We start from the raw sequence: 25,020 nt of genomic DNA, 5'->3' as shown, positions 1-25,020 counted from the left end.
ATCCCGCCTGAAAACCCATCCTGAGGGAGCCCAAACCATGTTGTTCCTGGTCCGCATGGACGTCCATATCCCGCACGACCTGCCCACCGCGCAGGCCGATGAAATCAAGGCCCGCGAGAAAGCCTACGCACAAGACCTGCAGCGCGACGGCCGCTGGCGCCACCTGTGGCGCGTGGTCGGCGAGTACGCCAACTACAGCGTCTTCGACGTCGCTTCCAACGACGAACTGCACACCCTGCTGTCGAAGCTGCCACTCTTTCCGTACATGAAGCTGCACGTCACGCCGCTGGCGCAACACCCCTCGGCGCTGGTCGGCTGACCGCCACGCCAGGCCCCGCGCAGGCCCTGCCTGCGACAACTTATGAAGGCGAAATCCAAGTGATAGACAAGATCACGACCTCCATCGCCGAGGCGCTGGCCGGCACGGCCGACGGCGCCACGGTGCTGATCGGCGGCTTCGGCACCGCCGGCATCCCCAACGAGCTCATAGCCGGCCTCATAGCGCAGGGCGCGCGTGAGCTCACGGTGGTCAACAACAACGCCGGCAACGGCGACAGCGGCCTCGCCGCACTGCTGGCCGCGGGCCGCGTGCGCAAGATCATCTGCAGTTTTCCGCGCCAGGCCGATTCGCACGTCTTCGACGCGCTCTACCGCAGCGGCAGGATCGAACTGGAACTGGTGCCGCAGGGCAACCTGGCCGAGCGCCTGCGCGCCGCGGGCGCCGGGGTTGGCGCCTTCTTCACGCCGACGGGCTATGGCACCGAGCTGGCCAGGAACGCCGATGGCAGTGCCAAGGAAACCCGCGTCATCGCCGGCCGGCCCTATGTGCTGGAGTACCCGATTCACGGCGACCTGGCGCTGGTCAAGGCCGAGCGAGGTGATCGCTGGGGCAACCTGGTCTACCGCAAGGCGGCGCGCAATTTCGGCCCCGTGATGGCCACCGCCGCCAGGCGCACGGTGGCCACCGTACACGAGGTGGTGGAACTCGGCGCACTCGACCCCGAAAACATTGTCACGCCGGGCATCCACGTCAGCCGCGTGGTGTGCATCGACCGCGTGGCCACGCAAGCTGGCGGCTTCAAGGTGGCAGCATGAGCAAGAACTACCAACGACGGACCAAGGACGAACTGGCGCGGCGGGTGGCGCAGGACATCTTCGACGGTGCCTACGTCAACCTGGGCATCGGCATGCCGACCACGGTGGCCAACCACATTCCGCCCGGCATCGAAGTGGTGCTGCACAGCGAGAACGGCATCCTGGGCATGGGCCCCGCACCCGCAACGGGCGACGAGGACTACGACCTCATCAACGCCGGCAAGCAGCCGGTAACGTTGCGCCCGGGCGGCGCCTACTTCCACCACGCCGACAGCTTCGCGATGATGCGCGGCGGCCATCTCGACATCTGCGTGCTCGGTGCCTTCCAGGTCTCGGCCACCGGCGACCTGGCCAACTGGAGCACCGGCGAGCCCGGCAGCATCCCGGCCGTGGGCGGCGCGATGGACCTGGCCATCGGCGCCAAGCAGACCTGGGTGATGATGGATTTGCTGACCCGCGAAGGTGCCAGCAAGGTGCTGGAGCGCTGCACCTACCCGCTCACCGGCCTGGCCTGCGTCAAGCGCATCTACGGCGACCTGGCCACGCTGGCCTGCACGCCGCAGGGCCTGCAACTCATCGACAAGGTCGATGGCCTGAGCCATGCCGAACTCGAACGCCTGCTCGGGCTGCCTGTCCGCCCCTGACGCACTGAAAAGGTTCCCATGACACAAGCCTATATCTGCGACGCGATCCGCACGCCTTTCGGCCGCTACGGCGGTGCGCTGGCCTCCGTCCGTGCCGATGACCTCGGCGCCATCCCCCTGCGTGCGCTGATGGCGCGCAACCCCGGTGTCGACTGGGCGACAGTGGACGATGTGCTCTACGGCTGCGCCAACCAGGCCGGCGAGGACAACCGCAACGTCGCCCGCATGTCGCTGCTGCTGGCCGGGCTGCCGGAGGGTGTGCCGGGGGCCACCATCAACCGCCTGTGCGGCTCGGGCCTGGACGCGCTGGGCACGGCCGCACGCGCCATCCGCGCCGGCGAGGCCCGTCTGATGGTCGCCGGCGGCGTCGAGAGCATGAGCCGCGCCCCCTTCGTGATGCCCAAGGCCGAGAGCGCCTACAGCCGCGCCAATGCCATCCACGACACCACCATCGGCTGGCGCTTCGTCAACCGGCTGATGAAGGCGCAGTACGGCGTCGACAGCATGCCCGAGACGGCCGAGAACGTCGCCACGGAGTACGGCATCGAGCGCGAGGCGCAGGACCGCATGGCGCTGGCCAGCCAGCTGCGTGCGGTGGCGGCGCAGCAGGCCGGCCACCTGGCGCGCGAGATCACGCCGGTGAGCGTGGCGCAGAAGAAGGGCGATGCGCTCGTCGTCGACACCGACGAACACCCGCGCGCCACCAGCCTGGAAGCGCTGGCCAAGCTGAAGGGCGTGGTGCGCCCCGACGGCACGGTGACGGCCGGCAATGCCAGCGGCGTCAACGATGGCGCCTGCGCGCTGCTGCTGGCCGACGAAGCCGCTGCCGCGATACACGGCCTCAGGCCCCGGGCCCGCGTGGTCGGCATGGCCACGGCCGGCGTGGCGCCGCGCGTGATGGGCATCGGCCCTGCGCCGGCGACGCAGAAGGTGCTGGCGCTGACGGGATTGAAGCTGGACCAGATCGACGTCATCGAACTCAACGAGGCCTTCGCCGCGCAGGGCTTGGCCGTGTTGCGCCAGCTCGGCCTGGCCGACGCCGACCCGCGCGTGAACGCCTGGGGCGGCGCCATCGCGCTGGGCCACCCGTTGGGCGCCTCGGGCGCGCGCCTGGCGACGACGGCCGTCAACCGGCTGCACACGACCGGCGGGCGCTATGCGCTGTGCACCATGTGCATCGGCGTCGGGCAGGGCATCGCCGTGGTGCTGGAGCGGGTGTGAAGGGGAACGACATGAACGCCGTGACCGGACTCACGACCCGCGCACCGCGCCTGCGCTACGACGTCCAGGGCCCGCGTGAGCGCTTGCGTGAGGGCGGCCCGGCGCACCCCACCTTCGTGCTGGCGCACGCGCTGGGCTGCGACCTGACGATGTGGGACGCATTGGCCCACCACCTGGCCGAACATGGCCGCGTGGTGCGCTACAACCAGCGCGGCCACGGTGGCAGCGAGGCGCCGATCGGGGTCTACACCCTGGCCGAGCTGGCCGACGACGCGTCTCGCCTGATCGACGAGCTGGCCCAGGGGCCGGTGGTCTGGGTGGGCCTGTCAATGGGCGGCATGGTCGGCCAGGAGCTGGCGCTGCGCCATCCGGGCAAGGTGCGGGCGCTGGTGCTGGCCAACACCACGTCGGGCTATCCGCAAGAGGCGCAGGCCGGCTGGTCGCAGCGCATCGCCAGCATTGCCCAGGGCGGGCTGGTAGCCATCGTCGACGGCGCGCTGCAGCGCTGGTTCCACGCCGGCTTCCACGCCCGGCAGCCGCAGACCGTCGCGCATTGGCGCGCCCGTGTGCTGAGCTGCGATGCGGCGGGCTACATCGCCTGCTGCCAGGCCATCGCCGGGGTCGACACCACGGACCGTCTGCCCGGCATCGCAGTGCCAGCCCTGGTGATCGCCGGCGCGCTGGACCAGGGCACGCCGCCCGAGATGGCGCGTGTCATCGCGCAAGGCATCCCTGGTGCGCGTCTTGTGGTGCTGCCCGAGGCCTCGCACCTGAGCGTGCTGGAACAGCCGCTGGCCTTCCGCAGCGCGGTGGACGACTGGCTGCAACACGCATTGCCAGCCTGAGCACGGTCTGCAGCTGCCGTCCCGCACGCCCGCGGCTTGCGGGCGCTCCCGTTTCACGCCTTCCGCCCTACACCATGCTCCGACGCGACTGGTCCGTTTCCGCCGTCACCGCCGGTTTCCTGGCCGTGTTGATCTCCTACGCCGGCCCGCTGCTGATCTTCTTCCAGGCCGCCCGGGCGGCGGGCGCCGGGCCGGAGCTGATGGCCTCCTGGGTCTGGGCAATCTCGATGGGCGCGGCCGTCTCCGGCATCGCATTGAGCTGGTGGCTCAGGGTGCCGGTCATCACCGCCTGGTCGGCGCCGGGCACGGCGCTCCTCATCACGCTGTTTCCGGCGCTGTCGCTGCAGGAAGCGGTGGGGGCGTACATCACCGCCGCGGCTCTGATCCTGATCGTTGGCCTCAGCGGCAGCTTCGACTGGTTGATGCAGCGGATTCCCCGCGCCATCTGCGCCGGGATGATGGCCGGGATCCTGTTCCAGTTCGGTGCCCGGGCCTTCAAGGCGGTGGAAGCGATGCCGCTGCCCACGCTGTGCATGGTGGCCGGCTACCTGGTGGCGCGCCGCTTCTGGCCGCGTTACCACCTGCTGATGGTGCTGGCCCTGGGTCTGGCCCTGGCCGCAGCCGTCGGGGGTAGCGACTGGAGCAGCGTGCGCCTGGAAGTCACCAGACCCGTGTTCACCGCGCCCACCTGGAACTGGGCCTCGACCCTGAGCCTGGCTGTGCCGCTGGCCGTGGTCAGCCTGGCCGGACAGTTCCTGCCCGGCATGGCCATCCTGCGTGGCGCGGGTTACACCACGCCGGCCCGTCCGGTGCTGATTGCCACGGGTGTGGCGTCACTCTGCACGGCGCCGTTTGGCGGCATCACCACCGTGCTGGCGGCCATCACCGCGGCCTTGTGTACGGGTCGTGACGCGCATGAGGACCCGGGCCGACGCTACGTGGCCGGCATCGCCAACGGCCTGTTCTACCTGCTGGGCGGCTGCCTGGCGGGCACCCTCATCGGCGTCTTCACCGTGCTGCCCGCGCCTTTCGTCGCCGTGCTGGCCGGGCTGGCGCTGATCGGCGCGATCACGGCCAACGTACAGGGCGCCGCCAGCGACCCCGAGCACCGTGAAGCAGCGATGGTCACCTTCCTCGTCACCGCCAGCGGGATGAGCCTGTGGGGCCTGGGTGCAGCGTTCTGGGGCGTGGTGATCGGCGGCTGCGCGCATGCCGTGCTGGGCTGGCAGCGACCACGCGCAAGTGCAGCGCCGGCGCCGGACCCGGCCGTCCGCGCCGTCACCCGGTAGCTAGACCGGCTTGTCCACTGCCGCCGCGCGTGTTGCTTCGGCACGCTGGCGTGCCTCGGCCTGTTCCTGGTAGATGCGATCGATGAGCGCGCGCAAGGTGGCAATGTCTTCGTTCTGGCCGTGAAGCCGGGTGCTCATGATGATCGGTGACACCGCCTGAGGGTCGCTCAGCGCGCGGTAGATCACTTCGTCCGGACGCAGCCGGCTCACGCCTTCGGGCACCACACAGATGCCCATGCCCGCGGCCACCAGGCCCAGCGCGGTCTGGATCTCCTGCACCTCGTGCACGGCTGCGGGATGCAGACCCTGGTCACGGAACAGCGACAGCACCTGATCCGCGTAGCTGGGGCGCGGCTTTCGGGGGTAGACAAGAATGTCCTGGCTCTCGAGCGCAGCCAGGATGATGGGCTTGCCCGGAATGGCCAGCGCATGCTCCATGGGTATTGCGGCGACCAGGCGTTCCTCGCGCAAGACCTCCCGCTTGATGCTCGCGTCCTCGAGCCGTATGCGTCCGAAGCCGACGTCGATGCGCCCGCTCTTCAGGGCCTCGATCTGGTCGAGCGTCGGCATCTCCTCCAGGGCAATTTCGACCTGCGGCAGTGCCGCGCGGAACAGCCGCACCAGGCGCGGCAAGGCGCCGTACATCGTCGACGCCACGAAGCCGATCACCAGCCGGCGCTCCATGCGCGCCACGCGCCGCGTGGCCCGCGCGGCCTGCGCCGCCTGCTCCAGCAGCCGCGTGGCGTGGCTGTAGAAGAAGCGGCCCGGCTCGGTCAGCTTCAGCGGCCGCGACCCGCGCTCGAACAGCGGCGTTCCCAATTCCTCTTCCAGATCCTGGATCTGCCGGCTCAGCGGAGGCTGCGAGATGTGCAGCCGCTCCGCCGCGCGGGTGAAGCTCTGCTCGTCGGCAACCGCCACGAAGTAGCGAAGGTGACGCAATTCCATTGCATGCCTTTTGGGTATCAAAACAGTCTAAAAGCGTCTTGGACTCGAGGCAAACGAATTCCTACTATTCGTTCCATTCCAGGCCTTTCTTCCCCCACCAACCTCACAGAGGAGACAACCCATGGACACCAAGACCATCGACCAACTGCTGGACCGCTTCGAGAAGACCGGCGTCGTCGGCGAAGGCAATTCCCGCGTGAAGCTCGTCGTGAACCGCCTGGTGCGCGACCTGATGCTCGCCATCGAAGACCTGGACATCACGCCCGAGGAGTTCTGGTCTGGCCTGAACTACTTCGCCGAAGCCGGCCGCAACGGCGAACTGGGCCTGATCGCCCCGGGCATCGGCCTCGAGCACTTCCTGGACCTGCGCATGGACGAGGCCGAGGCCCGTGCCGGCCTGAAGGGCGGCACGCCGCGCACCATCGAAGGCCCGCTGTACGTGGCCGGTGCGCCTGTGGCGCAGGGCGAGGCCCGGCTGGACGACGGCCAGACCGCCGGCGAGGTGGTCGTGATGCAGGGCGTGGTGCGCGGTACCGACGGCCAGCCCGTGGCCGGCGCCACGGTCGAGGTCTGGCATGCCAACGACAAGGGCAACTACTCGTACTTCGACACCACGCAGAGCGCGTTCAACCTGCGCCGCACCATCGTCGCCGACGCCCAGGGCCGCTACAAGTTCCGCAGCGTGATGCCGGTGGGCTACAGCTGCCCCCCGGGGGGCGCCACCGACCGCCTGCTGCAGCAACTCGGCCGCCACGGCCATCGCCCGGCCCACATCCACTTCTTCGTATCGGCCCCCGGCCACCGCAAACTGACCACGCAGATCAACATCGAGAACGACCCGCACCTGTGGGACGACTTCGCCTTCGGCACGCGCGAGGGCCTGGTGCCCAAGGTCTACACCAACAACGACCGCGCCGCCATGAACGCGCTGAACGTCGACAAGCCGTTCTACGAGATCCAGTTCGACTTCACGCTGCACGCGGATCAGGTGCGCGCGCCGGCCACGGACTTCGCCCGCACCCGCGCCGCGGCTTAAGCCCGCTGCTCCCCTGACGCCGGCGCCGCCCCGCCCGGCGCCACCTTCCCCCCCCCCCAAGAAGCCTCTCCCCCCGGCGCAGCCTTGCGACCGGGTCGGGCGAAGCCTTGCCCAGAACAGGCCCGCGTGAGTCGGGCATGGAGACAAGCATGAGCACTTCCGCATCCCTGGAAAACGTCAAGCAGCGCCTGGCCGGCATGCTGGTGGAGGACGCCGAACGGCAGCTCTACCGCCTGCACCGCAGCGCCTTCACCGACGAGGCCCTGTTCGACCTGGAGATGAAGCACATCTTCGAAGGCAACTGGATCTACCTGGCCCACGAGAGCCAGATCCCGAACCCCAACGACTACCTCACCACGCAGATCGGCCGCCAGCCCATCGTCATCACGCGCAACAAGGCGGGTGAGCTCAACGCCATCATCAACGCCTGCTCGCACCGCGGCGCCACGCTGTGCCGCCACAAGAAGGGCAACAAGACCAGCTTCACCTGCACCTTCCACGGCTGGACCTTCAACAACTCGGGCAAGCTGCTCAAGGTCAAGGACGCCAATGGCGCCGGCTACCCGGACAGCTTCAACAAGGACGGCAGCCACGACCTGAAGAAGGTGGCGCGCTTCGAGAGCTACCGCGGCTTCCTGTTCGGCAGCCTCAACCCCGACGTGCCGCCGCTGGTCGAGTTCCTGGGCGAGTCCACCAAGATCATCGACATGATCGTGGACCAGTCGCCCGAAGGCCTGGAGGTGCTGCGCGGCTCGTCCACCTACACCTTCGACGGCAACTGGAAGCTGCAGGCCGAGAACGGCGCCGACGGCTACCACGTCAGTTCAGTGCACTGGAACTACGCGGCCACCACCAACCAGCGCAAGCAGGCGGCCGCGGGCGACAGCATCAAGGCCATGGACGCCGGCAGCTGGGCCAAGCAGGGCGGCGGCTTCTACTCCTTCGAGCACGGCCACATGCTGCTGTGGACCAAGTGGGCCAATCCCGAAGACCGTCCGGCCTATCCCATCCGCAACCAGCTTGCAGCGCAGTTCGGCCAGGCCCGCGCCGACTGGATGATCGGCCACTCGCGCAACCTGTGCCTGTACCCGAACGTCTACCTGATGGACCAGTTCAGCTCGCAGATCCGCGTGCTGCGTCCCATCAGCGTCGACAAGACCGAAGTCACCATCTACTGCATCGCGCCCAAGGGCGAGGCGCCCGAAGCGCGCGCCCGGCGCATCCGTCAGTACGAGGACTTCTTCAATGCCACCGGCATGGCCACGCCCGATGACCTGGAGGAGTTCCGCGCCTGCCAGCAGGGCTACGCCGGCATCGCGCTGCAGTGGAACGACATGTGCCGCGGCGCCACCCAGTGGGTGCAAGGCCCGGACGGCGCCGCCCGCGAGATCGGCCTGAACCCGCTGCTCTCGGGCGTCAAGACCGAGGACGAGGGCCTCTACACCGTGCAGCACGGCTACTGGCTGCAGACCATGCAGCGCGCCATTGCGGTGGAAGAAGCGCGCCAGGCCGCGGGTACCGCGCATGTGGTGTGCGAGCACAGCCAAGCCTGCGATCACGCATAACTCGCGCCTGACCTGCGCCTGAAGGAGACAAGCAAATGATGACCATTGAACAAGTGCAGGCCTTCCTGTACCGCGAAGCCCGGCTGCTGGACGACCGCCAGTGGGACGACTGGCTGGCGCTCTACCACCCGGCCGTGGACTTCTGGATGCCGTCGTGGGACGACGACGACCAGTTGACGACGGACCCGCAGCGCGAGATCTCGCTCATCTACTACGCCAACAAGGGCGGGTTGGAAGACCGGGTGTTCCGCATCAAGACCGAGCGCTCGGCGGCCAGCATGCCCGAGCCGCGCACGGGCCACAACGTCCACAACGTCGAGATCGTCTCGGCCAAGGGCGAGCAGATCGAACTGCGCTTCAACTGGCACACGCTGAGCTACCGCTACCAGACGGTGGACAGCTACTTCGGCACCAGCCACTACACGCTGGACCTGAGCAGCGGCCAGCCGCTCATCAAGCGCAAGCGCGTGGTGTTGAAGAACGACTACATCCACCACGTCCTGGACGTGTACCACATCTGACCCTGCCGGCGTCGGTGACCTGCAAAAGCAGGCATCGGCAAGCAAGAGGAGACAAGCCATGCCCCACCAGATTGCCTTCCGCTTTGAAGACGGCGTCACCCGCTTCATCGAGGCCAGCCCGACGGAGACGGTGGCCGACGCCGCCTACCGCCAGGGTGTGAACCTTCCGCTGGACTGCCGCGACGGCGCCTGCGGCACCTGCAAGTGCCTGGCCGAATCGGGCCCGTTCGAGATGGGCGAGTACATCGAGGACGCGCTGAGCGCCGACGAGGCCGCCCGCGGCTACGTGCTGACCTGCCAGATGCGCGCCCGCGGCAACTGCGTGGTGCAGGTGCCGGCGTCGTCGGCGGTGTGCCGTGCGTCGCAAGCCGCGGTGGAGGCTGCCATCAGCGAAGTTCGGCAGCTCTCGCCCAGCACCCTCTCGTTGACGCTGAAGGACGCCGCGCTCGACAAGCTGGCCTTCCTGCCCGGGCAGTACGTGAACCTGCAGGTGCCGGGCACCGACCAGACGCGGGCCTACTCGTTCAGCTCGCTGGTGCGCGACGGCGAGGTCTCGTTCCTGATCCGCAATGTCCCGGGGGGCCGAATGAGCGGCTACCTCACGGGCCAGGCCCAGCCCGGTGACCGCATGAGGCTTACCGGCCCGCTGGGCACCTTCTACCTGCGCGACATCCAGCGGCCTCTGCTGCTGCTGGCTGGCGGCACCGGGCTGGCGCCCTTTACCGCGATGCTGGAGAAGATTGCCGCGGAGGGCAGCCCTTACCCGGTGCACCTGATCTACGGCGTCACCCACGACGCCGACCTGGTGGACATGGACAAGCTGGCCGGCTTTGCCGCGCGCATCCCGAACTTCAGCTTCGCCGCCTGCGTGGCCAGCCCGGACAGCGCCTGGCCGAACAAGGGCTTCGTCACCCACCACATCCAGCCGGCCCATCTGAACGACGGCGAAGTGGACGTCTACCTGTGCGGCCCGCCGCCGATGGTGGAAGCGGTCAACCGCTTCATCCGCGAATGCGGTGTGCAGCCGGCCAGCTTCCACCACGAGAAGTTCGCCGCCAGCGCCTGAGGACAAAACCATGAACCCCCGTTTCGAGAACAAGGTTGCCGTCGTCACCGGCGCGGCGCAAGGCATCGGCCGGCGCGTCGTCGAGCGGTTGCTGGACGAAGGCGGCCGGGTGGCCGCGGTGGACCGCGCCGACCTGGTGCATGAACTGCGCGCCCAGCCCGGCGCCGCCGAGCGGCTGCTGACGCTGACGGCCGACCTGGAACGCAACGCCGATGCCGAGCGCGTGATGCTTGATGCCGCGCAGCGCTTCGGCCGCATCGACATCCTCGTCAACAACGTCGGCGGCACCATCTGGGCCAAGCCCTTCGAGCACTACCGCGAGCACGAGATCGAGGCCGAGGTGCGGCGCTCGCTGTTCCCCACGCTGTGGTGCTGCCACGCCGTGCTGCCTTTCATGCTGGAGCAGGGCGCGGGTTCAATAGTCAACGTCTCGTCCATCGCCACCCGCGGCGTCAACCGCGTGCCCTATGGCGCGGCCAAGGGCGGCGTCAACGCGCTGACGGCCTGCCTGGCCTTCGAGAACGCGCAGCGCGGCATTCGCGTCAACGCCACCGCCCCGGGCGGCACCGAGGCGCCGCCGCGGCGCATTCCGCGCAATACCTACACCCCCGCCGAACAGCCCACCGAGCAGGAGAAGGCCTGGTACCAGCAGATCGTGGACCAGACCGTCTCGTCCAGCCTGATGAAGCGCTACGGAAGCATCGACGAGCAGGCCGGCGCCATTCTTTTCCTGGCCTCGGACGACGCGGCCTACATCACCGGCGTCACGCTGCCCGTCGGCGGCGGCGACCTGGGCTGAACCTCCCCGACCCCACACACAACATCTTCAGGAGACAAGTCATGAGACAGATCGACGTTCACAAGATAGCCGACGAGGCCCGCTTCAACGGCTTCCACGGCCTCGTGCTTTTCTGGTGCGCCCTCATCATCATCTTCGACGGCTACGACCTTGCCGTGGCCGGCATCGCGCTGCCGTCGATCATGAAGCAGATGGGCGTGCAGGCGACCCAGGCGGGCTTCATGGTCAGCTCGGCGCTGTTCGGCATGATGTTCGGTGCCATCTTCATGGGCACCATCGCCGACCGTATCGGCCGGCGCTGGGCCATCGTCATCTGCATCGCGCTGTTCAGCGTGTTCACCGCTGCGGCCGGCATGACGAACGACCCGGTAATGTTCAGCGTCACCCGCTTCCTGGCGGGCCTGGGCATCGGCGGCGTCATGCCCAACGTGGTGGCCCAGATGACCGAGTACTCACCGCGCAAGGTTCGCTCGACCATGGTCACGCTGATGTTCAGCGGCTATGCGGTGGGTGGCATGCTGGCCGCAGTGCTGGGCAAGGGTCTGATCGAGAGCCATGGCTGGCAGTCGGTCTTTCTCGCCGCGGCCGCGCCGGTGGTGCTGATCCCGTTCATCCTCAAGTCGCTGCCCGAATCGATGCCCTTCCTGCTGAAGCAAGGGCGGCATGACGAGCTCAAGGCCATCGTCGCCAGGCTCGACCCGGCCTTCAGGCCGACCGCGGAGGACCGCTTTGCGCTGCCCGCCGTCGACAAGGCCGCTGACGCGCCTGTGAGCCAGCTGTTCCAGGATGGCCGCGGCTTCAGCACGGCGATGTTCTGGGTCGCGTTCTTCATGTGCCTGTTCATGGTCTACGCGCTCAGCTCATGGCTGACCAAGCTGATGGCCGGCGCCGGCTACAGCCTGGGCTCGGCCCTGACCTTCGTGCTGACGCTGAACTTCGGCGCCATGATCGGCGCGGTGGGCGGTGGCTGGCTGGCCGACCGCTTCAACATCAAGTGGGTGCTGTTCTCGATGTACGTGCTGGCGGCGGTGTCGATCACGCTGCTGGGCGTGCCCATGCCCACCGAGGCGCTGTTCCTGGTGGTCGGCCTGGCGGGTGCGTCGACGATCGGCACGCAGATCGTCACCTACGCCTATGCCGGCCAGTTCTACCCAATGGCCATCCGCTCGACAGGCATCGGCTTCGCTTCCGGCGTGGGCCGCAGCGGTGCCATCCTGGCCCCGATCGTGATCGGCACGCTGGTGGCGATGGCGCTGCCGCTGCAGCAGAACTTCATCGCCATCGCGATTCCCGCGGTGATCGCCGCGGTGGCCGTGGCCATGATCAAGCATGGACGCTCAGCCTCGGCCCGGGCGCACGGTGCCGGCGCGGCCGTCGGGACGGGCGTGGGCACGTCGCCCGCAGTGGCCATCTCCGCCTCCAAGTGAGCGTGCGCCAGGGGCATCCCATGACAACACGCTTCCAGTGCGCCATCGTTGGCGTTGCTGCATGCCTGCTGGCGACCACCGGTCAGGCGCAGCCATCGGGACTGGCAGACCGGATCGGCCGCGACATCGACGCCCAGGTGGCGCTGCACTACGCCGGCGTGGAGCGGCTCTACCAGGACCTGCACGCCCATCCCGAACTTGGCTTCGAGGAGGTCCGCACCGCCCGCACTCTGGCGGGCGAGTTGCGCAGCGCGGGATTCGAGGTCACCGAGCAGGTCGGCCGCACCGGCGTGGTGGCCCTGTTGCGCAACGGGCCCGGGCCGACCATTCTGGTTCGCACCGAACTTGACGCGCTGCCGATGGAGGAGAAGACCGGCCTGTCCTACGCCAGCCGGGTGCAGGTCGACCACCTGGGTCGGCAGACCTTCGTGGCCCACAGTTGCGGACACGACCTGCACATGGCGAGCTGGGTCGGCACGGCTCGCACGCTGGTGGCCTTGAAGGACCGGTGGCAGGGCACGCTGATGTTCATTGCCCAGCCGGCCGAGGAACTGCTGGGCGGCGCGCGGGCGATGCTGGCCGACGGCCTGTTCCAGCGCTTCGGCAAGCCCGACTTCGCCTTTGCACTGCACAGCTGGCCGATGGCCTACGGCGAGATCGGCTTCAACGTGGGCCCGGTGACGTCCAACGCCGACGCCTTCGAAGCGACGTTCCGCGGCCGTGGGGCGCATGGATCGGCGCCGGACAAGGCGATCGACCCGGTGCTGATGGCCTCGCGCTTTGTCGTCGACGTGCAGGGCGTGGTCAGCCGCGAGAAGGATCCGTTCCAGTTCGGCGTGCTCAGCGTCGGCGCGATCCAGGGCGGCAGCAGCGGCAACATCATTCCCGACAGCGTGGTGTTGCGCGGCACGCTGCGCAGCTATGACGCCACCGTTCGCAGCAAGCTGCGCGACGGCCTGCGACGGACCGCGCTGGCCACGGCGACGATGGCCGGCGCCCCCGAGCCTGAGCTGCGCTTCACCCAGGGCGGCGACGCCACGGTCAATGACGCGGCCCTGGTCGAGCGCACCGAGACCGTATTGAAGGCGGCCTTCGGCAGCCAGGTCCGCCGCATGCCGCCGATCACGCCGAGCGAAGACTTCGCAGAGTTCGGCGCCGCGGGCGTGCCGTCGATGTTCTTCCTGGTGGGCGTGCTCGACCCGAAGGATGTGGCGGCCTCGCGCCAGCCCGGCGGCAAGCCGCTGGCTGGCAACCATTCGCCGTTCTTTGCGCCGGTGCCGGAGCCTTCGATCAAGACCGCGGTCAAGGCCATGAGCCTGGCCGTGCTGAGCGCGCTGCAGCGCTGAGCTCCTTTGCATGAACGCACCGGCAGGGCGCAGGGGCCGCCCGGTTTGCCGCCGGACAAGCCGCGCTGCTTCCGGCCTGATGGTGCTGCGCGGCGCCCGAAGCCCAGCGCGTCAGGCCACAGCATGGCTCGTTCAATCGGGTGAAGGTGGTTGGCGCGCATGAAATGCCATCGTGGTGGCCGGCTCCACGGCGATCTGGGTGTGGGACAGGGCCCACGGGAGGGTGTTTGCCATGCCCCCGAGTTGGCGGCCGTGCCCTGGTTCATCAGTCGTGCATCACGGCGGCAATGAGGGTCCTGACGATAGCCAGGGCTGGCGGCTCCGCCCGGCGGGCGAGCGTGACGATCCCGAAGCGCGCGGTTGCGCTCATCGCGGGTTTGAGCACCAGTTCCACCAGGTCAGGCGCCGCCGAGCGTATCGCCAACAGCACCGCGTCACTCTGGCGCACCACCTCGACCAGACTCGGAATCTCCTCGCAGCGCACCGTGACGCACTCTGAAGGATGGGCTGCCGGTCCATAGCGTTCGACCATGGTCCGTGCCACCTCATCACTCAGCGGCGTGGACGCAATCGGGAACTGCCGCAACGCGTCGAAGCGCAGGGTGCCGTTCCATCGGGTGAGCGGATGCCCATCGCGCACCATGAAGGCGCCGCGCATCTCCACCACGTTGGACACCCGCAGATCGGGTGCAGGCGACAGCGAGCGCACATCGACGACCAGCGCGTCGAGTTCCCGTTCCCGCAAGCGCCGTGCGAGCACATCGGTAGGGCCCCGCGCGACCTCGATGTGCACCGACGGGTGCGATATCGCCATCGTCTTCAACAGCGGCGTCATGAGCAGCGCACCGGGTCCCGAGCCCAATCCGATGCGCACGGTGCCCGCACGGCCCTCGCGCATCTGCAGCCCGCTGCTGGCGAGTTCATCAGCATCGAAGACCAGTTGCCGGGCGCGCTGCAAGGCGTCGAGGCCGAAAGGCGTCAGGACACTGCGCCTTCCCACGCGGTCGAACAAGGGCTGTCCCAGTTCTTCCTCCAGCGCCCGGATGCTGCGGCTAAGGGCTGGCTGCGTCAGGAACAGCGCCTCCGCGGACCGGGTGAACGACCCGCTCTGGGCCAGCGAGATCAGGTGTCGAAGCTGGACCAGCGTCACGGGTCAGGCCTGGGTTATGCATGCACTGGACTCATCATATAGAAGTCAACAATGCATTGGACGTGCTTGAGACGTGACCCTACATTGACGGAACCCGAGGCCCACCGTCACCCCACCCGGAGAGATTCGCCATGACCAGATTCCAACGTTCGTTGACCTTGATGGCCGGCCTGATGCTGGCCGCAGGCGCCGCCATCGCGCAGACATGGCCCGCCAAGCCAGTCAACCTGATGGTTCCGTATCCGGCGGGGGGGCCGTCCGACGCGATCGCGCGCATCTTCTTCAACCCGCTCGGCAAGGATCTGGGTCAGCAGGTGCTGGTGGAAAACCTCGGCGGCGTCAGCGGCGCCCTGGCGGCACAGAAGGTGCTGGCTGCGCCCGCGGACGGCTACTACATCTTCCAGGGCTCGCCCAACGAAGTCATCCTGTCGCCGTTGGCCAATGCCGCCGTGAAACTGAAGACGGAGGACTTCCGCCTGGTGCACCCGGTGGCCGATGCGGTGATGGTCTTCGTGACGCGCAAGGACTTGCCGGTGAACAACGTCGACGAACTCATTGCCCTGGCGCGCAAGTCGGCAGACAAGCCGCTGACCTACGGCAGCGTGGGCATCGGCTCGCTGTACCACCTGATCCTGGAGAACGTGCAGGCGCAGACCGGCATCAAGCTGGCGCACGTACCCTACAAGGGCAATGCACCGCTGCTGCAGGACGTCGCCGGCGGCCAGGTCGATTTCGCCGTGCTGGTCTACAGCGCTGCGATGGGTGCACTGGCCGAGCAAGGGCGCATGAAGGTGATTGGCCAACTGGGCATGCAGCGCTCGGAACTGTTGAAGGGCGTGCCTGCCGTGAGCGAGGGTCAGGCGCTGAAGGGCTTCTCCTACAAGATCTGGACCGGCTTCATGGTGCCAAGGAGCACACCAGAGAACGTCGTTGTCCGCCTGCACGATGCCATCGGCAAGGCGCTGCAAGACCCGGCGGTGCGCACGCAACTCGCGGCGCAGACCCAGATCCCGGCGGCGCCGATGACGCTCGCCGAGTCGGCGAAGTTCTTCGAAGCGGAGACTGCACGCTATCGCGCCATCGCCAGGCAAATCAACTTGCAGCCGCAGTGAGCCGACCGTGACCTATCTGCTTCAGGCGCTGCAGGCCCGGGCTGGCGAGTTCATCAGTCTGCGCCGAGACATCCACCGGCACCCCGAGTTGGCCTTCAATGAGCACCGCACGGCCCGCCTGGTGGCCGACAAGCTCGAAGGCTGGGGCTATGCCGTCCATCGCGGCATGGGTGGCACCGGCGTGGTTGGCAGCCTGGTGCGCGGCAGCGGCACCCGGCGCCTGGGCATCCGCGCCGACATGGACGCGCTGCCGATCAGCGAAGCCAGCGGCGCCGGCTGGTCCAGCGTCCACGCTGGCGTGATGCACGCCTGCGGTCACGATGGCCACACGGCCATGCTGCTGGCGGCCGCGCGCCACCTGGCCGAACAGGGGTCGTTTGACGGCACGCTGCACCTGATCTTCCAGCCGGCCGAGGAAGGGGGTGGCGGGGCGCTGCGCATGATGGAGGACGGCTTGTTCGAGCGATTTCCCTGTGACGCCGTCTTCGCCATGCACAACATGCCAGGCATTGCGCAGGGCCACTTCGTCCTGCGCGAAGGTGCGGCGATGGCCTCGTCCGACTATGCCACCGTGACGCTCACAGGCACCGGCGGGCACGGCGCGATGCCGCACCGGGCGGCCGACCCGATCGTCGCCGCGGCCAGCATCGTCATGGCGCTGCAGACCATCGTCTCGCGCAACATCGACCCGCTGCAGGCTGCGGTGGTCACCGTCGGCGCACTGCACAGCGGCCAGGCAAACAACGTGATTCCGGCCCAGGCCACGCTGGAAATCAGCGTGCGCGCGCTGGACCGCGAGGTGCGCGCCACGCTCGAGTTGCGCATCAAGGCCCTGGTGGCGGCGCAGGCCGAAAGCCTGGGCGTCCGGGCGCAGATCGACTGGCGGCCGGGTTATGCGGTCCTGGTCAACACGCCGTCCGAGACCACATTGGCGCGCGCCGTGGCGACCGAACTGGTCGGCGCCGAGCGGGTGACGCCGCAAGGCCCACCGCTGACCGGCAGCGAGGACTTTGCCTTCATGCTGGAGAGAGTGCCGGGCAGCTACGTCTTGATCGGCAACGGCACCGACGGCAGCCCGGGCGCAGGCGGCTGCATGGTGCACAACCCCGGCTACGACTTCAACGACGACAACGTCGCCACCGGCAGCGCCTACTGGGTGCTGCTGGCTGAACGCTACCTTGCCACCCAGGAGCAGGCCAGCCTTTCATAGTTTGTTTGAACCCCGCAGGAGAGCGCTCCGGCCGCTGCCGGAGCCACCGAAGGCGCAATCTCCCATGAACGCTCAGGTCCCGTACTGCACACCACCATCGCCGTCTGGAGAGCCGTCACACGCGTGACGCACCGAAGGAGCAAGGCCCCGGGTTTGATGCTCGAGGCTGAATCTCTCAGGTACCAAGGACAGGGGGAGCGGCACACCGCATGGCCATCGCCATGCGGGCTTTCTTGCCTGTTGGAGTTCTCCATGAAAGTCATCGTCCTCGGCGCCGGCCTGCTCGGCGTCACTTCCGCGTACTTCCTGCGCCAGCAGGGTCACGACGTCACCGTGATCGACCGGCAGGCCAGCCCGGCCGCCGAGACCAGCTTTGCCAACGGCGGGCAGATTTCGGTGAGCCACGCCGAGCCCTGGGCAAATCCCAGCGCGCCGTTGAAGGTCCTCAAGTGGCTCGGCAAGGAAGACGCGCCCCTGCTGTTCCGCATCCGCGCCGACATGCGGCAATGGCTGTGGGGCCTGCAGTTCATGCGCGAATGCACCCCGGCCCGTACGCGCCACAACATCGAGCAGATCGTGCGACTGGGCACCTACAGCCGCGACATGCTGCAGGCTCTGCGCCGCGACACCGGCATCGAGTACGACCAGCGCACCCAGGGCATCCTGCATTTCTATACCAGCCAGAAGGAGTTCGAGGGTGCTGAAGGCCCTGCCGCACAGATGCGCGAACTGGGCTGCGACCGGCGCGTGATCTCGGCCGACGAGGCCGTTGCGCTCGAGCCGGCGCTGCGCCACATCCGACCGCAGCTGGCCGGCGCGACCTACACGGCCGAAGATGAGTCGGGCGACGCGAACCGTTTCGCGCGTGAACTCGTGGCACGCTGCCGCAGCGACGGCGTGCAGTTCCTGATGAGCCACACGGTCACGGCGCTGCGCGAAGCGGGCGGCAGCATCGATCACGTCGAGGCCACCGATGCCGAGGGCCGCTTCCAACGCGTGCGCGGCGATGCCTACGTGCTGGCGATGGGCAGCCTGAGCCCGCTGCTCGCCTCGCCGCTCGGCATCCGGTTGCCCATCTACCCGGCCAAGGGTTACTCGGTGACGATGCCGGTGAAGGACGCCTCGATGGCCCACCAGGTCTCGCTCACGGACGACGAGTACAAGCTGGTTTTCTCTCGCCTGGGTGACCGCCTGCGCATCGCCGGCACAGCCGAGCTGAACGGCTACGACCGGGATCTGAACCGCGTCCGGTGCGAGGCCATCGTCAGGCGCACCGAAGAACTCTTCCCGGGTGCAGGCGACAGCGAGCAGGCGCAGTTCTGGACCGGTCTGCGGCCCGCGACGCCGTCCAACGTGCCGATCATCGGGCGCTCGAAGATCTCCAATCTGTTCCTGAACACCGGCCACGGCACGCTAGGCTGGACCCATGCGTGCGGATCGGGCAAGAGCATTGCGCGCATCGTCAGCGGGTTGGCGCCGGAAGTCGACTTTGCGTTCACCGGCTTGCTGGCCCGCGCCGGAGCGTTCAAAGGTGTCGAGTTGCCGGCCTAGGCCGCAGTTTGTAGGGCACGGCTGCGAGCCGCGGGGCAGTGTCGTGCGATTGACTAACTCGGTATCTCGGGCCGCGCCATCCAGCACTACGAGCTTGGCAACAGCACGATCCGGTCCAACAGAACCGGTTCGCTCGGCTTGTACGGCGCGGTGCAGTCGCCCTGGCTGGCCCGAGAACACTTGCGGTGAAACATGCGCAGCAGCGTCGGCGCGCTGCCTACCTGATGGGCTACGGCATCTGCGCGTGGATGCTGATCGTGCTGTGGGGCATGTTTCAGCAAAGTGGCGTGGAAACGTCCTTCGTCGTCGTCTACCTCGTGGGCACTCTCCTCGTAGCCGCATGGTCCACGCGTCAAGTTCTCCTCGATCTCAAGGAGGACTCGGCGGTGGTGGCCGCTGCAACCCAGGGGCTACGGCCGCGTCGGGTCAAAGCGGAGAGCTCCACGAACAAGGCCGAATCGCAAAGCCGCTAGACGACGCCGGACTCCGACGTTGGTCGCTTCAGCCAGTTCAATGCGCGCCGGCGGACTCGGACCCTGGCGGCCGGGCCGTCCCGCACTTTATTGGCAAGGAAGACCAGCAGGTGTTCTGACCAAAAATAGTCGTAAACAGCACCCCGCGAAAAGCCTAGCGATCCAGCGTGGCGATTCAGCCACAGTGACCGGAGAAGTCGTAAACACCCGAGGTCGGATCGGTCCTGAAGGCCCCGACCTTGACAAACATAGTCGAAAACAGGCTCTGCCGGCTTCAATCGAGACAGTTTCCGGTCTTGGCGGTCACTCAGCGGTCGAACTTGACCGGTGGCACGTAGTCTGACGCCGCCATTCATGGATCACGGGTCCATCGGGCACGGCGCTGGCGGCAGGACGGCCCAAACGGTGACACTGCAGCCCTCTCCGGCCAATTGGATCCTGCCGACCATGACGATCCCCCGCGTTCTCGGCCGACTCAGTTCCATCAATGTCCGCAAGGTGATGTGGACGGCTGCCATCTTGGGAATTCCGGTCCAGCGAGAGGACTGGGGCGCTGGCTATCGCTCGACGCGGGAGCCGGACTTCCTGAGGCTGAATCCCAATGCGTTGGTACCGGTTCTGGTGGATGACCAGACCGTGCTCTGGGAGAGCAACACCATCTGTCGGTATCTCGCTGCGCGACAGGCCGACACACAGCTGCTGCCATCTGCTCCGCGAGACCGCGCATTGGTCGAGCAGTGGATGGACTGGCAAGCCACCGAGCTCAATGATGCGTGGCGCCCCGCGTTCCTGGCGCTCCACCGGGGCGTGCCCACCCCGGCAGAAGTGGTACGGGAAAGCGAAAGCCGCTGGAACCAGAAGATGCGCATGCTGGACGAGCAGCTCGCGCGCACAGGCGGCCATGTGGCCGGCGAACAGTTCACGGTGGCCGACGTCGTTATCGGTCTATCGTGCCACCGCTGGAAGGCCACGCCGATCGATCACCTGGATCTACCTGAGGTCGCGGCATATCTGCTTCGTTTGAAGGCCCAACCTGGATATGCCGAGTTCGTCGACAACGGCATGCCCTGAAGAGCAGCAGCGTTCCGCGCGCGCGAGCCTGGTCCGAGACGTCCAGTCGCCAAGACGAGAGGCAGTTCCGCAGCGTAGGCCGGTCGCCTGCGGCCAGCGTACTCACGGTAGGCGCCATCAAGCCGACGTTCGGCCCAGCGGCCTGCGCTGGTCCGAGTGACAGCTATGCGAAGTACTGCTGACGTATCCGGCACCGGCACTGGGCCAGCACCGCCGGCACCCGGCCGGTGACTGCTGTTCACTCGGCCGAACTCACCCAACCGACCCCTTGGAGACATTCGATCCGTCGAACTTGTGGCCGCAAAGTTGCCTTTCAAATCCGTCACTTTCCATGGGTCGACGTGGATTCCCTGGCAGCCATAGCGGCCGACGCCTTGTGTCGTTTCGTCGCCAGGAAGGGCAGCAGGCGGTCGCGCCAGATGCGATAGACCGTTTGGTTGGGGTGCAATCCGTCAGTGAACAGCGCAGCCACTTACAGGCCAGATGCGTCTACAAATCCAGGCATCAGGTCGAGCCAGCCCGTGAGCGTCGACCAGTCCGGGCAACGCGCCAGCGCCTGCAGGCGCTGGTTCACCACCTCCATCACCTCGCGGTTCTTGACAGGATCGTTCGTAGGCAGGATGGACTGCACAACGATGCGCGCCTGCGGTTGCCTCTCGTGCGCGGCCGCCAGCACCGCGCGCACACCCTCAAGGACGCTGTCGGCCACCGGCGACTCGGCGGCCCAAGTGTTGATGATGCCGAGCATCACCACCAGAAACTCCGGCCTCAAACCGACCGCATTCAAGTGACCCAGCCCTCCAGCAGCGTGCGGCTTGATGCGATGCAAGAGATGCTCGGTGCGGTCCCCAGAGATGCCGATGTTCAGTGCCAGGTTCTGCGGTGTGTCGCCCGCAAAGCTCTCGTTCCAGACCTGCCGGCCGTACTTCTGCCCGCTGACCCAGGGGTTGTCGTCGAAGAGCCAAAAGTCGGCTATTGAGTCGCCTACGAAGACCAAACGCGTCGCCGCCATGCGCGTGCGGTCTTGCAGTTCCTGCTCGATGGCGGACTGCCTGTGTTGCCAATGCTCCACGCGTGGCGTGGGCTGTATGGACAAAGAGCCACCCGCGGCCTGTGCGGGGGTCGTCAGTGCACCCGCTGTGGCCAGGGCAAGGGCCCAGGCCAGGACGCTGCGGCGCCTTGGCGTACGGCGCCGCGTGTGCGAGGTTGGGGCCGTTGGGGTGGTCGGTGGCAAAGCGGTCAACGAGGTCTCCTTGTTTGTGCCGCAATGCCAGCGGCTAGATGGACAGGGCTACACGTTCAATGAACCAGAACGAGCCGGCCATCATCGCAGCGGCCGAGGCCATGGTGCCGACCCGCTGCGCTTCCAGCGGCTGCATCCAACCCTTTGGCGCAGCTCTTAGCCCCAGCACCAACAGGCCCGCCAGCGCGGCCACGCCGACTTGCGCCGCTTCGATGCCGAGGTTGAAACCGACCAGCGCCCAGGTCAACTGCTCGCTGCCTGGCGCCCACCGCGTCAGTTCGGCCAGCGCGCCGGCCAGACCCAGGCCGTGGACCAACGCGCAGGCGAACACCAGGGACAGCCGCACGCCGGTGTGCAGGGGCCGGGCACAGCGTCGTGTCCACTGGTCGAAAGCGGCCAGCCCGACGATGGTGGCGGCGATGGCCGGCTCCACCAAGGCCGCTGGTGCCGACCAGCCGCCCCACATGCAGGCCAGTAGGGTCAGCGCGTGGCCGGCCGTGAAGCAGGTCAGGGCGCCCAGCAGGCGCTTCCAGCCCCAGCCCGCGGCCAGCACTACCAGCAGGAACAGCAGGTGATCGGGGCCGCTCAGCACGTGCGTGGCGCCGGTGCGCACGTACTCGGCCAGCACCGCCCCGGCAGACGGCAGCAGGGCGTGGGTCGGGTGATCGGGCATCAAGCGCAGCCACTGCGTGTCGGACTGCCGGGTGATGGTCAGGTCTTGCTGTCTTTCGCCGGCAGCCGTGCCGAACAGTGTGAAGGTCAGCGACAGCGGAAGGGACTGCACCGCCGCCACCGTGGCGGCCGGCTGTGCGGCCGGCGCGCGAAGCTGGAACCGCCCCATCACCGTCAGATGGCGCGCCGCCGGCTGCGGTGCGTTCTCGGGCGGTGCCACGTCCAGCATCACCAGCTGCAGGGGCAGCGCCCCCGCGCTGTCGTGCAGTTTCACGCCGGCCTGCACCTGGCTGCGGACGGTGTCGGTGTGGGCGCGCAATTCGGCCACCGACAGGGCGCCGTCGCCGTCGTCGTCCACACCCTGCAAGGCCGACACCGGCACCGACAACACCAGGAAGGCGGCATCGCCGACGATGTTGAGCGTTCCCTTCTGCGCCGCCATCAGATGGGCCTGGGCGGGCACGGCGGCTAGCAGGGCGCCGCACAGCGCCAGCCCGGCCAGCGTGGCACGGCACCAGCGTTGCGCGGCAGCGCTCACAACTGGCCCTTCACGCAGCGCTGCAGGTGGGGGAAGGTGTCTGTCGCGTAGTAGTGGTATGTGCCCTTGGGAAACTCGGGCGTCACGCCGGTGCGGCCATTGCATTCGTCCAGATCACCCGCGCCAGCCACGTACTCATAGTCCTGCGTGAAGGTGCCCATGGCATAGAGGGTCGTCGCCGGTCGACTGGCATCCGGCGCGGTCTTGAGGCGGTAGCTGGCCGTGACGACCTTGACGGCCGAGCTGGCGTCGGTGGCGGTCGTGTAGCCGTAACGCGCATAGATCGGAAACCCATCGGCCGCCCAGCCGATCAAGGTCATGGCCTTGTTTCCATTGCCCAACTTGGTGAGCAGGCCCTCTGGAACACCGTGGTAGTGGTACATGCCGTTCGGCTGCACATGCGCGTTGCTGGAGTCTGTTCCCCATTTGAAGGCGGTCTGGCCCAACGCCTCCAGGCTCCAGCCGCCCACAGTCGCGCCACCTTGCTGACAAGTGCCGGCGTTGTTGCAGGTGCCCGCCGTGCCCGGGTCGAAGACGATGCCGTTCAAGGCGATGCCGGGCTTGTCCGTGGCCCCGACACGCGGCGTGACGACCGATGTCGCGGTGGGTGTCACGGTCACGGCGACCGCGATGGTCTGCGCGGCGATGGTGTTGGGGTTGTCGGCGTTGGGGAAGGTGCCCACGGCGTGGTCTGGCAGACCGTTGGCAGCGAGCTTGCGTTGGGTGCTGGTGCACGACCAGGTCGCGGTGGCCGTCGCGTTGACGGAGGCGGAGCTGTTGAAGACGCTGCTGGCGTAACTGCACAGCACGCCCGCGGTGCCCGTGCCGGCGGTGGTGGAGTCGGTGGTGGTGCTGGCATCGCCCCCGCCACAGGCGGCCAGCGCGAGGCCGGCCACCAGCGCAGCCATGACAGGCGCCCAGGTCTTGCGGGGTTGGTTCTGGAGATGGGGCTGGATTTGGTATTGGGGTAGTGTGGTTTGCATGGAAGCGTCACTCGGGTTGGGAAGCATCAGACTTGTCCTTTCACGCAGAGCTGCGGATACGGAAGCCGGTCAGTTCAGGGCTTTGCCGACGAGCCCGGACGCGCGGCCGCGGCCGCGGCCGGGGGCGGGTTGGTGGGTTTGCAGGCCAACGGCTTACCCTCGGGTGCCCAGCAACTGCCGCTGACCGCGCCGTGCGGCGAGTTGAAGTTGCAGGCGGCGCCGGCTGCGGCCGCCTTGCAAGCGGCCAGCGCCTCGGGCGGGGGTGGCGGGCGGTCGTGGCCGCCGGCAGGCTGGGCGCAGGCGCAGGCCGACAGCAAGGCCGTGGCAAGGGTGGTCAGGCCCAGGTGTGCCCGAGCGAAGTGGCGAATGGTCATGACTGTTCTCCGGGGTGACAGCCGGCCCGACGGGCCGGCAACGAGGCCGAACTCTGCGCAGTCAATGCGGAGCCAATATGGCAAGCTCCCCACGGTGTGCACACAGTTGCGCCGGTAGTGGTCGGCGGGCTCAGAACTCGAGGCTGATGCCCACCGACGGCAGGCGCGGGCGACTAGAAGCTGTAGCGCGCGCCCACGGTGGCCGTGGCGGCCTTGACCTTGTCAGACACCTTTCCGTAGCCATCCAGATCGATGGTCAACGCGACGTTGCGGTTGACCTTGTATTCCGCGCCTATGCCCAGCAGCGGCGAGGCCTTGTTCCCGCCCAGTGTGAAGTTGGTGTCACCCGACTCCTTGGCGCTGACGCGGCCGAATGACACGCCCGCCTTGCCGGTGAGCGAGAAGCCATGGCCCAGCGCCAGGCGTCCGGTACCCGCCGCGTACAGGCTTTGCGCTTCGCCGTTGTGGTGCACCTTGGAGCCGTCATTGGCAAGGGTGTCGTTGTGCATGCCCCCCAACTTCACCAAGCCCGCTTCCACGCCCCAGGTCTCGGTGAGGCGGTAGCCGCCATAGAGCTTGGCGGCCCCGGGGCGTTCGCCATGCGCGCCGTCCTTGCCCTCGTTGCGGGGCCCCAGCTTGCTCAAGCCCAGGCCGATGCCCACGTAGGGCCCCGTCGCATCACCAGCCGGGGCCGGAGCCTCGTCAGCGATTGCGATGGAGACGAACCCAATTGCCAGCGCAAGGGCGCCGAGAACACGGGGAAAGGGGAGGTGGCGGGTTGGCTTCTTCATCAAGGATCTCCTACGGTGGGCCGGCCCGGTGCGAGCCGGTGATGTGCACTGAA

At 67.8% G+C, this 25,020-nt stretch carries 25 protein-coding genes and 1 riboswitch; of the genes, 18 read left to right on the top strand and 7 right to left on the bottom strand.

Annotated elements, in window-relative coordinates:
- The first annotated feature begins 37 nt into the window (after positions 1-37).
- The 6 genes from catC to JMV16_RS19110 all read left to right on the top strand — a co-directional run bounded on the left by catC (position 38) and on the right by JMV16_RS19110 (position 5,094).
- A complete protein-coding gene (catC, locus tag JMV16_RS19135) occupies positions 38-319 on the top strand; it encodes a muconolactone Delta-isomerase (protein ID WP_201495889.1) in 282 nt (93 codons plus the stop codon).
- 59 nt (positions 320-378) lie between these two features.
- Positions 379-1,095 carry a 3-oxoacid CoA-transferase subunit A gene (locus JMV16_RS19130; protein WP_201495888.1) on the top strand — a complete coding sequence of 239 codons (717 nt, stop codon included), beginning with the start codon at positions 379-381 and terminating at the stop codon, positions 1,093-1,095.
- Positions 1,092-1,739 (top strand): 3-oxoacid CoA-transferase subunit B, encoded by a 648-nt coding sequence (locus tag JMV16_RS19125; protein WP_201495887.1) that lies wholly within the window; start codon positions 1,092-1,094, stop codon positions 1,737-1,739. The genes JMV16_RS19130 and JMV16_RS19125 overlap by 4 nt, the downstream gene beginning before the upstream one ends.
- A gap of 18 nt (positions 1,740-1,757) precedes the next feature.
- The gene (pcaF, locus tag JMV16_RS19120; RefSeq protein WP_201495886.1) at positions 1,758-2,960 is read left to right on the top strand and encodes a 3-oxoadipyl-CoA thiolase; all 1,203 of its coding nucleotides are present in this window, start codon (positions 1,758-1,760) and stop codon (positions 2,958-2,960) included.
- Between the two features lie 11 nt (positions 2,961-2,971).
- Complete coding sequence (gene pcaD, locus JMV16_RS19115; protein WP_201495885.1) at positions 2,972-3,805, top strand: 3-oxoadipate enol-lactonase; 834 nt, start codon at positions 2,972-2,974, stop codon at positions 3,803-3,805.
- Positions 3,806-3,879: 74 nt separating this feature from the next.
- On the top strand, positions 3,880-5,094 hold the full coding sequence (locus JMV16_RS19110; RefSeq protein WP_201495884.1) for a benzoate/H(+) symporter BenE family transporter: 1,215 nt from the start codon (positions 3,880-3,882) through the stop codon (positions 5,092-5,094).
- Here JMV16_RS19110 and JMV16_RS19105 read toward each other — a convergent pair whose 3' ends face one another.
- Positions 5,095-6,039 carry a LysR family transcriptional regulator gene (locus JMV16_RS19105; RefSeq protein ID WP_201495883.1) on the bottom strand — a complete coding sequence of 315 codons (945 nt, stop codon included), beginning with the start codon at positions 6,037-6,039 and terminating at the stop codon, positions 5,095-5,097.
- 121 nt (positions 6,040-6,160) lie between these two features.
- On the opposite strand from JMV16_RS19105, the gene catA reads away from it, so the two are divergent.
- The 7 genes from catA to JMV16_RS19070 all read left to right on the top strand — a co-directional run bounded on the left by catA (position 6,161) and on the right by JMV16_RS19070 (position 13,799).
- The gene (gene catA, locus JMV16_RS19100; protein WP_201495882.1) at positions 6,161-7,075 is read left to right on the top strand and encodes a catechol 1,2-dioxygenase; all 915 of its coding nucleotides are present in this window, start codon (positions 6,161-6,163) and stop codon (positions 7,073-7,075) included.
- A 149-nt stretch (positions 7,076-7,224) separates the two neighbouring features.
- Complete coding sequence (benA, locus tag JMV16_RS19095; protein WP_236580612.1) at positions 7,225-8,640, top strand: benzoate 1,2-dioxygenase large subunit; 1,416 nt, start codon at positions 7,225-7,227, stop codon at positions 8,638-8,640.
- Positions 8,641-8,675: 35 nt separating this feature from the next.
- The gene (gene benB, locus JMV16_RS19090; protein WP_201495880.1) at positions 8,676-9,161 is read left to right on the top strand and encodes a benzoate 1,2-dioxygenase small subunit; all 486 of its coding nucleotides are present in this window, start codon (positions 8,676-8,678) and stop codon (positions 9,159-9,161) included.
- A 58-nt stretch (positions 9,162-9,219) separates the two neighbouring features.
- Positions 9,220-10,227 carry a benzoate 1,2-dioxygenase electron transfer component BenC gene (benC, locus tag JMV16_RS19085; protein ID WP_201495879.1) on the top strand — a complete coding sequence of 336 codons (1,008 nt, stop codon included), beginning with the start codon at positions 9,220-9,222 and terminating at the stop codon, positions 10,225-10,227.
- Between the two features lie 10 nt (positions 10,228-10,237).
- Entirely contained in the window at positions 10,238-11,026 is a 789-nt protein-coding gene (locus JMV16_RS19080) for a 1,6-dihydroxycyclohexa-2,4-diene-1-carboxylate dehydrogenase (RefSeq protein ID WP_201495878.1), read from the top strand.
- 41 nt (positions 11,027-11,067) lie between these two features.
- On the top strand, positions 11,068-12,453 hold the full coding sequence (locus tag JMV16_RS19075; RefSeq protein WP_201495877.1) for an MFS transporter: 1,386 nt from the start codon (positions 11,068-11,070) through the stop codon (positions 12,451-12,453).
- 20 nt (positions 12,454-12,473) lie between these two features.
- A complete protein-coding gene (locus JMV16_RS19070; protein ID WP_201495876.1) occupies positions 12,474-13,799 on the top strand; it encodes an amidohydrolase in 1,326 nt (441 codons plus the stop codon).
- A 265-nt stretch (positions 13,800-14,064) separates the two neighbouring features.
- Here the strand turns inward: JMV16_RS19070 and JMV16_RS19065 are convergent, their stop codons facing one another.
- Positions 14,065-14,949: a LysR family transcriptional regulator gene (locus JMV16_RS19065; RefSeq protein ID WP_201495875.1), complete on the bottom strand. Its 885-nt coding sequence runs from the start codon at positions 14,947-14,949 to the stop codon at positions 14,065-14,067.
- A 131-nt stretch (positions 14,950-15,080) separates the two neighbouring features.
- Here JMV16_RS19065 and JMV16_RS19060 point away from each other — a divergent pair, with 131 nt between their 5' ends.
- From JMV16_RS19060 to JMV16_RS19040, 5 genes are all read left to right on the top strand, one after another.
- Positions 15,081-16,061: a tripartite tricarboxylate transporter substrate binding protein gene (locus tag JMV16_RS19060; RefSeq protein ID WP_201495874.1), complete on the top strand. Its 981-nt coding sequence runs from the start codon at positions 15,081-15,083 to the stop codon at positions 16,059-16,061.
- A gap of 7 nt (positions 16,062-16,068) precedes the next feature.
- A complete protein-coding gene (locus tag JMV16_RS19055) occupies positions 16,069-17,271 on the top strand; it encodes a M20 aminoacylase family protein (protein ID WP_201495873.1) in 1,203 nt (400 codons plus the stop codon).
- 94 nt (positions 17,272-17,365) lie between these two features.
- Positions 17,366-17,473, top strand: a riboswitch (glycine riboswitch).
- A gap of 50 nt (positions 17,474-17,523) precedes the next feature.
- Positions 17,524-18,822, top strand: a complete 1,299-nt coding sequence (locus JMV16_RS19050; RefSeq protein ID WP_201495872.1) for a D-amino acid dehydrogenase — start codon at positions 17,524-17,526, stop codon at positions 18,820-18,822.
- Between the two features lie 185 nt (positions 18,823-19,007).
- Complete coding sequence (locus JMV16_RS19045; protein WP_201495871.1) at positions 19,008-19,295, top strand: hypothetical protein; 288 nt, start codon at positions 19,008-19,010, stop codon at positions 19,293-19,295.
- Positions 19,296-19,748: 453 nt separating this feature from the next.
- Positions 19,749-20,366 (top strand): glutathione S-transferase family protein, encoded by a 618-nt coding sequence (locus tag JMV16_RS19040; protein WP_201496029.1) that lies wholly within the window; start codon positions 19,749-19,751, stop codon positions 20,364-20,366.
- Positions 20,367-20,838: 472 nt separating this feature from the next.
- On the opposite strand, the gene JMV16_RS19035 is transcribed toward JMV16_RS19040, so the two are convergent.
- From JMV16_RS19035 to JMV16_RS19015, 5 genes are all read right to left on the bottom strand, one after another.
- Positions 20,839-21,438 (bottom strand): GDSL-type esterase/lipase family protein, encoded by a 600-nt coding sequence (locus JMV16_RS19035; RefSeq protein ID WP_201495870.1) that lies wholly within the window; start codon positions 21,436-21,438, stop codon positions 20,839-20,841.
- A gap of 205 nt (positions 21,439-21,643) precedes the next feature.
- Complete coding sequence (locus JMV16_RS19030) at positions 21,644-22,819, bottom strand: HupE/UreJ family protein (protein ID WP_201495869.1); 1,176 nt, start codon at positions 22,817-22,819, stop codon at positions 21,644-21,646.
- Positions 22,816-23,829 (bottom strand): YHYH protein, encoded by a 1,014-nt coding sequence (locus JMV16_RS19025; RefSeq protein WP_201495868.1) that lies wholly within the window; start codon positions 23,827-23,829, stop codon positions 22,816-22,818. The genes JMV16_RS19030 and JMV16_RS19025 overlap by 4 nt, the downstream gene beginning before the upstream one ends.
- A 47-nt stretch (positions 23,830-23,876) precedes the next feature.
- A complete protein-coding gene (locus JMV16_RS19020; protein WP_201495867.1) occupies positions 23,877-24,176 on the bottom strand; it encodes a hypothetical protein in 300 nt (99 codons plus the stop codon).
- 173 nt (positions 24,177-24,349) lie between these two features.
- Positions 24,350-24,967: an outer membrane beta-barrel protein gene (locus JMV16_RS19015; RefSeq protein WP_201495866.1), complete on the bottom strand. Its 618-nt coding sequence runs from the start codon at positions 24,965-24,967 to the stop codon at positions 24,350-24,352.
- Between the last annotated feature and the right edge of the window lie 53 nt (positions 24,968-25,020).

The sequence above is a fragment of the Rubrivivax sp. A210 genome (assembly GCF_904426505.1).
Lineage (GTDB): Bacteria > Pseudomonadota > Gammaproteobacteria > Burkholderiales > Burkholderiaceae_C > Rubrivivax.
This window is presented reverse-complemented; position numbering and strand designations above follow the sequence as displayed.

Bases quoted from the DNA above. Each gene is read 5' to 3' on its own strand.
- catC (WP_201495889.1), top strand. From the start codon at position 38: ATGTTGTTCCTGGTCCGCATGGACGTCCATATCCCGCACGACCTGCCC.
- JMV16_RS19125 (WP_201495887.1), top strand. From the start codon at position 1,092: ATGAGCAAGAACTACCAACGACGGACCAAGGACGAACTGGCGCGGCGG.
- pcaF (WP_201495886.1), top strand. From the start codon at position 1,758: ATGACACAAGCCTATATCTGCGACGCGATCCGCACGCCTTTCGGCCGC.
- pcaD (WP_201495885.1), top strand. From the start codon at position 2,972: ATGAACGCCGTGACCGGACTCACGACCCGCGCACCGCGCCTGCGCTAC.
- JMV16_RS19110 (WP_201495884.1), top strand. From the start codon at position 3,880: ATGCTCCGACGCGACTGGTCCGTTTCCGCCGTCACCGCCGGTTTCCTG.
- JMV16_RS19105 (WP_201495883.1), bottom strand. From the start codon at position 6,039: ATGGAATTGCGTCACCTTCGCTACTTCGTGGCGGTTGCCGACGAGCAG.
- catA (WP_201495882.1), top strand. From the start codon at position 6,161: ATGGACACCAAGACCATCGACCAACTGCTGGACCGCTTCGAGAAGACC.
- benA (WP_236580612.1), top strand. From the start codon at position 7,225: ATGAGCACTTCCGCATCCCTGGAAAACGTCAAGCAGCGCCTGGCCGGC.
- benB (WP_201495880.1), top strand. From the start codon at position 8,676: ATGATGACCATTGAACAAGTGCAGGCCTTCCTGTACCGCGAAGCCCGG.
- benC (WP_201495879.1), top strand. From the start codon at position 9,220: ATGCCCCACCAGATTGCCTTCCGCTTTGAAGACGGCGTCACCCGCTTC.
- JMV16_RS19080 (WP_201495878.1), top strand. From the start codon at position 10,238: ATGAACCCCCGTTTCGAGAACAAGGTTGCCGTCGTCACCGGCGCGGCG.
- JMV16_RS19075 (WP_201495877.1), top strand. From the start codon at position 11,068: ATGAGACAGATCGACGTTCACAAGATAGCCGACGAGGCCCGCTTCAAC.
- JMV16_RS19070 (WP_201495876.1), top strand. From the start codon at position 12,474: ATGACAACACGCTTCCAGTGCGCCATCGTTGGCGTTGCTGCATGCCTG.
- JMV16_RS19060 (WP_201495874.1), top strand. From the start codon at position 15,081: ATGACCAGATTCCAACGTTCGTTGACCTTGATGGCCGGCCTGATGCTG.
- JMV16_RS19050 (WP_201495872.1), top strand. From the start codon at position 17,524: ATGAAAGTCATCGTCCTCGGCGCCGGCCTGCTCGGCGTCACTTCCGCG.
- JMV16_RS19025 (WP_201495868.1), bottom strand. From the start codon at position 23,829: ATGCTTCCCAACCCGAGTGACGCTTCCATGCAAACCACACTACCCCAA.
- JMV16_RS19020 (WP_201495867.1), bottom strand. From the start codon at position 24,176: ATGACCATTCGCCACTTCGCTCGGGCACACCTGGGCCTGACCACCCTT.
- JMV16_RS19015 (WP_201495866.1), bottom strand. From the start codon at position 24,967: ATGAAGAAGCCAACCCGCCACCTCCCCTTTCCCCGTGTTCTCGGCGCC.